Consider the following 5,349-nt stretch of genomic DNA (forward strand, 5'->3'; position numbering starts at 1 on the left):
TTTCTAAAAAAATAGAGAACCATATTGGAGCAGTATGGTATTTTATCCATCACTATAATGCGTCTCTGGTTAGTGCATGACATCATTTCACTGCCTTTGCAGGACTACCGGGATAGGAATTAAAAAGCATTAGTTATTAATACTAATCAATGGTATGTCTGAACTATTGTGCATCTCCCTGTACCACTGCTATCTCCTTGCTCTTTGGAAATATAATCTTAGATGCAATTATACCAATTTCATACAACACAATCATAGGGACTGCCATCAACATCTGATTAAAGGCATCGGGTGTTGGCGTGAGTATGCCTGAGATGATAAAGGCACAGACCGCTGCGTACTTTCTACTCCTGGCCAGTTTCTCAGGCGTGACAAACCCAAACCTGGTCAGAAACAGGATCACTATGGGCAGCTCAAAGACCAACCCAAAGGCAAGCAGAAACTTGATGTTAAAGTCCACGTAGCTGCCTATGGATATCATTGCCGTAAGGGACTGCGTCTTATAGGTCAGCAGAAAACCCAGGGCAAATGGCAGTATGACAAAAAAACAAAAGGCCGCACCCATCAGAAACAGCACACATCCGCTCACTACAAAGGGCAGCGCAAACTTTCTTTCGTTGGGCAGCAACCCCGGTGAAACAAACAACCACACCTGCGCCAGCGCAACAGGCATTGCTATCACCACGGCCGCCATCATCGCTATCTTGAGGTGCATCCAGAATGCCTCGGCCGGCTGGAGGAATACCAGAGAGATGTTCTTCAGGTTCTTTGAGACAAAGGAGACAACAGGCGACTTAAATGCAAGGACAAGCTCCTTTTCCATCGGGAACATGAGAAACTTTAAAAGCTCTTCGGAATAGTTAAACGTGAAAATAAAGACTCCAATAACTGCACCAAAGGTGATAAGCAGGCGCTGCCTCAGTTCGCCCAGGTGGTCAAAGAAGGACATTTTGTCGTCCTGGCTCAACTTGGTTTCTTTTCCTCCTGTGTTTCCGACTCTTTATTTTCCGGTTGTTTTGTAAGCCTGGAGTTGTCTTGTAATGTTGCCTCATTTGCCTTGAGTCTGATATCGTGCAGTTCTCTTTTTATGTTATTGAGTTCCTCACTTAAGGGGTTATGTTCTTCTGCGTACATGGCGGAATTGACCTGGTTTCTGACATCAAACATGATCCGCTTGATCTGAGCGAGTACCTTACCGATTTTTTTGGCAAGGTCCGGCAGGCTCTTGGGGCCAAAGACGAGCAGCGCCACAACAAAGATCATGATAATTTCCTGCATCCCAAGGTCAAACATGGCTTATAACGCTTATTCCTCCTCGTATATTTTTTTAATCTGAGGTTCTTTATAGGGATAGACAAACGTAAAGGACAGAAATACCCTTATATTTGGTTGCCGGCTTTTAAACTCGTATCCGGTGCCCAGGGTCGTGTAGAGGTACTTGAGGGGCTTGTACCTGTAGCCGAGCCTTCCTTCGACGAAGTCGATATTGTTTGCGAAGTGGCTTTTTTTGATATACACTTCGGTGAGGAAGTTGACATTGTTCGCTGCGGGCATGTCTGTGCCAAGTAGTACGTTCCACTCGCCCTTGAGGGATTTACCAAACGGGGAAAAGTAAAAGGCGTTTGCATGTACCATGAATGGTCCGATTTTTTTGGAGGTAATCAATCCGCCTCCATATCGTCCACGGGTTGTTATGTCGTTGAGCCCCGACGGCGGTGAAACGCTCATCAACAGGGCCATCGAAGGCAGTATGTCACCTTCATCCTTAAAACGGTGCTTGAGGCCGACACTGACGTCCTCAAACCCATACTCTTCACTCTGTATGCGAAAAGGCACCGTCGCCAGCAATTCACTCCAGGAGTCGATCCCGTAGGTTACGGAGGATGTGATGCGATAAAATGTCGGATCAACGGCATACTCAAGGCACATTTCGTTGGCGAAAATGCCCGGTGGGTTGGTTGCCGTAGAAAACGTTGAAAAAACGGCATTGGGTTGGGTTGGTCTAAGTCCCGCTGCGTCAAAGGCATAGGCATAATCTCCGACCAATAACCCCACCATAACCAGAGTCAGCAAGAAAAACAACACCGCAATATTTCTCATTGCTTAAAAATAACAAAAAACAAGGGGGACTGTCAATCCCAACTCCACAATAAATTTATTCCCTATCATACCCTAATGGTATGTGCAGCTTATTTCTTGCTGTAAAAAATCCTGTGATGACATCTATCGCACGTTTCAAAAAAAGAAAGAAAGTGGCGGCTCGCCCCTCGCTGACCCCTTTTATGCCGGGGGTCGCTGACCCCTTTTATGCCAGGGGTCGCTGACCCCCCTTGATCCCATAATGCTTAAACTTCTACCATCACAGAAATATTTACAGTAACAAAAACTGTAATCACAACTGTAATACAGATAAACAACTTGTGGGGGGCGAAGGAAATACACCATTTGCCTATTTACTTGGAGGAAAACGCTTACGATTTATACGTTAAGAAATTGTCTGTCGCGTAATTTCTATTCACGCATCTTGCGTAAGTTTTGATTGCCACCGGTTGTCCGATAAGGATGTCAAACTAATAGAAGGCGTTTGCCTGATTGGCAATCTTTGGCTATTTCGTAGGCAACCTTCACATGTTTCGCAGTGCAGGAGATATTCACAAGGCAACTGACCTCTACGGCTGAAAGTAGAAATCAACGAACACGTCATTAACGTCTATCTCCAGACCTTCAATGACCCCGGACTTGATTGTTCCCTCTCCCTCGGCTGTGGAAAACAGCTTGTATCTGTCCCCTTCAAGGGCAAGTACCTCAATTGCCTGTAATTCGGGAATAACAATCCAATACTCAGGCACCTTATAACGCTCATAGATGTCTCTCTTGGTTATGGTATTTTTAGCGACCGACCCCTTGGAGACAATCTCACACACCATGTCAGGGACGCCTCTGACCCAATCCTGGAAAATAGCCATGTTTTCTTTCCTGATAAACAGCAAGTCAGGTTGCAGCCGTTGCTCACCCTATTTCAGGATAACGTCAAGCGGGGAATAAAAGACTTTTCCTGTCTTGGTCTTTTTTATGTGCTGGCGTATGAGGTAATGAATATTACTGCTAATATCTTGATGTCTTCCAAACGGACTAGGCCCCATAATTTCCACTCCATTGATTATCTCAGTTAAATCAAAGTCTCTGTCTACTGTCTGTGTCTCCATGCTCACTAGTATAACATACTCAGAGTTAAATTGTAAACCATCCCAATTGCCTCCAGCGATTCAGAGTGTAGAATTATTAAGGTGAAAGCAAGGGGGTGATGAAAGGAATAGAGATGGTACTCGATATTAAACATGGCGATGTAAGGAACTGCTCTGATGGACGGCGTTAAAAGACTTGAAACCATAGAACAGATAAATGAGTTCAAAGGGCTTTTAAAGCAGTCCGCTTCGGTGGATGAACTGTGGGGATACCTTAAAGGGGCATAATCCGTGAGGCCACCTGATTGTGATTTTTGCTGTTGATTTTTTTTCAGAACACATCCGTCCTTACCTCAACGGCGAATGCTGGTTCGCCCCTCCATGAAAAATTTATGCACCCCCCAATTTATGTTCATTGACATACTCTGCCACGCTTTGCTATATTAAAGGATATCAATGTCAAGCAAATCGGAAAGACGTAAGAGAAGAAGACGGGATGTAGGGGTTGTCGTGGAAGAATCAGACAAGGTCGTCATCCCCAATGTCGATGACAAAACGTTTGTCAGTCCCCATGCTGATGACAAGACATTCGTTATCCCCGACGTCGATGAAAGGATGAAGGAGAGTCTGACTATTGTTTCGAAATCAACCCTGACGCCCGAGTGTTTGGAGTCATTGGTGGCGATGTCAGAAGAAAATAAGGACTTCCTCAACGCCATTGAGAAACTGGGTCCGGATGCTATACACATCTTATGCCAATTGTCCAAGGACGACAACTATGTCCTGACAACCAAACTGACATTTATCAAACTGTTAAACATACTCAGCAAAAAAGAGTTCATCCACAGAATACTGCATAAACTCGGGGCCGTGATCCAGGCAATTGTCAACCTGAAAGAGCTGATCACGTACTAACAATCAAAAGGGCGTGTCAGTGTTCCCGCTTGTGCGTTTTTTCATATGATAGTCATAGTAGAGCCTGCCGAAGTCAATCAGCGATTAGACCAGTTCCTTGCGGCCAGGACGTCAAGCAGTCGCTGTCAGATAGAGGGAGCGATCAAGGATGGCCTGATAACGGTCAATAGCATAGTCAGAAAGCAGGGCTACAAGATAAAGCCTGCCGACGTAATCGAAGTGACACTCAGGGCATCGTTGCCACAGCAACAGCAACTCATTGCCCAGGAGTTGGACTTTGATGTGGTCTACCAGGACGACAGCCTGATAGTGGTTGACAAGCCTCCGCAGATGGTCATGTATCCCGGGGCAGGGCACCAGGATGGCAGTCTGATAAACGGCATTGCAAGTAAGGCAGGCTCTCTGGCCACCATTGGAGGTCCGCTGCGTCCTGGCATTGTGCATAGAATCGACAGGGATACATCGGGACTGGTGGTCGTTGCCCTCAATGATGCGGCATACTATGGTTTGGTAACACAGTTCAAGGATAGAACCATCAAGAGGAGCTACACAGCCCTCCTCTATGGCAAACCAAACAAGACCGAAGGTGAGATCAACCTCCCAATAGGACGCAGCGATGCAGACAGGAAAAAAATGTCAACACGCACAAAACGCTCCAAAACCGCAATAACGAGATGGCGTCTTATCCGACAACTGTGCTGTGCCTCCATCATAGAGGCAACACTCCTGACGGGCAGGACGCACCAGATAAGGGTACACTTTGCCGCCATCGGCCACCCCGTCCTGGGCGATGACATCTACGGAAAAAAGACCTCCCTGCAGATAGACAACCGCAATCTCCTCATCCCCCGGCAGATGTTGCACGCTCGTGTGCTTGGCTTTGTGCATCCAATTACGCAACAGTACATGGAGTTTAAGAGTCAACTGCCCCCCGACATGACAGAGGTTATAGCACAGTTAAAAGTCTGATTTTCAAACCGCATAAAATGCCTGCTTAGGAAAAAGTGCGAAAGTATAGGATATATCAAAATAAGGACAGGCCGCCCGATGACAAGCGTCAAAGAATTGACAATATCGTATCTTCTTTATATTGCATGGTAGCAAAAGAAAGAAAGGGGCGGCTCCGCCCCCCTTCAGAACCCCCCCGCAAGGGGACCAGTCCCCTTGACCCCTTCCTACGAAACCTTTTACCATGCTTTTTTAAGAGGATACATAAACGCTGTTATTCGATTTAAAGCTGTTGTAGGCG

Annotated in this window: 6 protein-coding genes and 1 pseudogene; 3 read left to right on the top strand and 4 right to left on the bottom strand. The window is 46.2% G+C overall.

What is annotated here, in order from left to right:
- Positions 1-80: pseudogene (locus HWQ67_RS20580) on the top strand (IS1 family transposase); the annotation flags it as partial.
- Between the two features lie 83 nt (positions 81-163).
- Here HWQ67_RS20580 and tatC read toward each other — a convergent pair.
- The 4 genes from tatC to HWQ67_RS12240 form a co-directional block, all read right to left on the bottom strand.
- Positions 164-967, bottom strand: a complete 804-nt coding sequence (gene tatC / locus HWQ67_RS12225) for a twin-arginine translocase subunit TatC (RefSeq protein ID WP_218252971.1) — start codon at positions 965-967, stop codon at positions 164-166.
- Positions 964-1,293 (bottom strand): Sec-independent protein translocase subunit TatA/TatB, encoded by a 330-nt coding sequence (locus HWQ67_RS12230; RefSeq protein ID WP_218252972.1) that lies wholly within the window; start codon positions 1,291-1,293, stop codon positions 964-966. Before HWQ67_RS12230 ends, tatC begins: the two co-directional genes overlap by 4 nt.
- Before the next feature lie 12 nt (positions 1,294-1,305).
- Positions 1,306-2,085, bottom strand: coding sequence for a hypothetical protein (locus HWQ67_RS12235; RefSeq protein ID WP_218252973.1), 780 nt, complete (start codon positions 2,083-2,085; stop codon positions 1,306-1,308).
- A 584-nt stretch (positions 2,086-2,669) separates the two neighbouring features.
- On the bottom strand, positions 2,670-3,002 hold the full coding sequence (locus HWQ67_RS12240; RefSeq protein WP_255317255.1) for a Uma2 family endonuclease: 333 nt from the start codon (positions 3,000-3,002) through the stop codon (positions 2,670-2,672).
- Positions 3,003-3,641: 639 nt separating this feature from the next.
- Between HWQ67_RS12240 and HWQ67_RS12245 the strand changes: the two genes are divergently transcribed.
- Together HWQ67_RS12245 and HWQ67_RS12250 are read left to right on the top strand one after the other, a co-directional pair.
- Positions 3,642-4,100, top strand: coding sequence for a hypothetical protein (locus tag HWQ67_RS12245; protein ID WP_218252975.1), 459 nt, complete (start codon positions 3,642-3,644; stop codon positions 4,098-4,100).
- A gap of 45 nt (positions 4,101-4,145) precedes the next feature.
- Positions 4,146-5,069 carry an RluA family pseudouridine synthase gene (locus HWQ67_RS12250; RefSeq protein WP_218252976.1) on the top strand — a complete coding sequence of 308 codons (924 nt, stop codon included), beginning with the start codon at positions 4,146-4,148 and terminating at the stop codon, positions 5,067-5,069.
- The last annotated feature ends 280 nt before the right edge of the window (positions 5,070-5,349 follow it).

The sequence above is a fragment of the Candidatus Magnetobacterium casense genome (genome assembly GCF_019173545.1).
Taxonomy (GTDB): Bacteria; Nitrospirota; Thermodesulfovibrionia; order Thermodesulfovibrionales; family Magnetobacteriaceae; genus Magnetobacterium; species Magnetobacterium cryptolimnobacter.

Excerpts from the sequence above, each read along its gene's own strand:
- HWQ67_RS12230 (WP_218252972.1), bottom strand. The coding sequence starts at position 1,293 with ATGTTTGACCTTGGGATGCAGGAAATTATCATGATCTTTGTTGTGGCG.
- HWQ67_RS12245 (WP_218252975.1), top strand. The coding sequence starts at position 3,642 with ATGTCAAGCAAATCGGAAAGACGTAAGAGAAGAAGACGGGATGTAGGG.
- HWQ67_RS12250 (WP_218252976.1), top strand. The coding sequence starts at position 4,146 with ATGATAGTCATAGTAGAGCCTGCCGAAGTCAATCAGCGATTAGACCAG.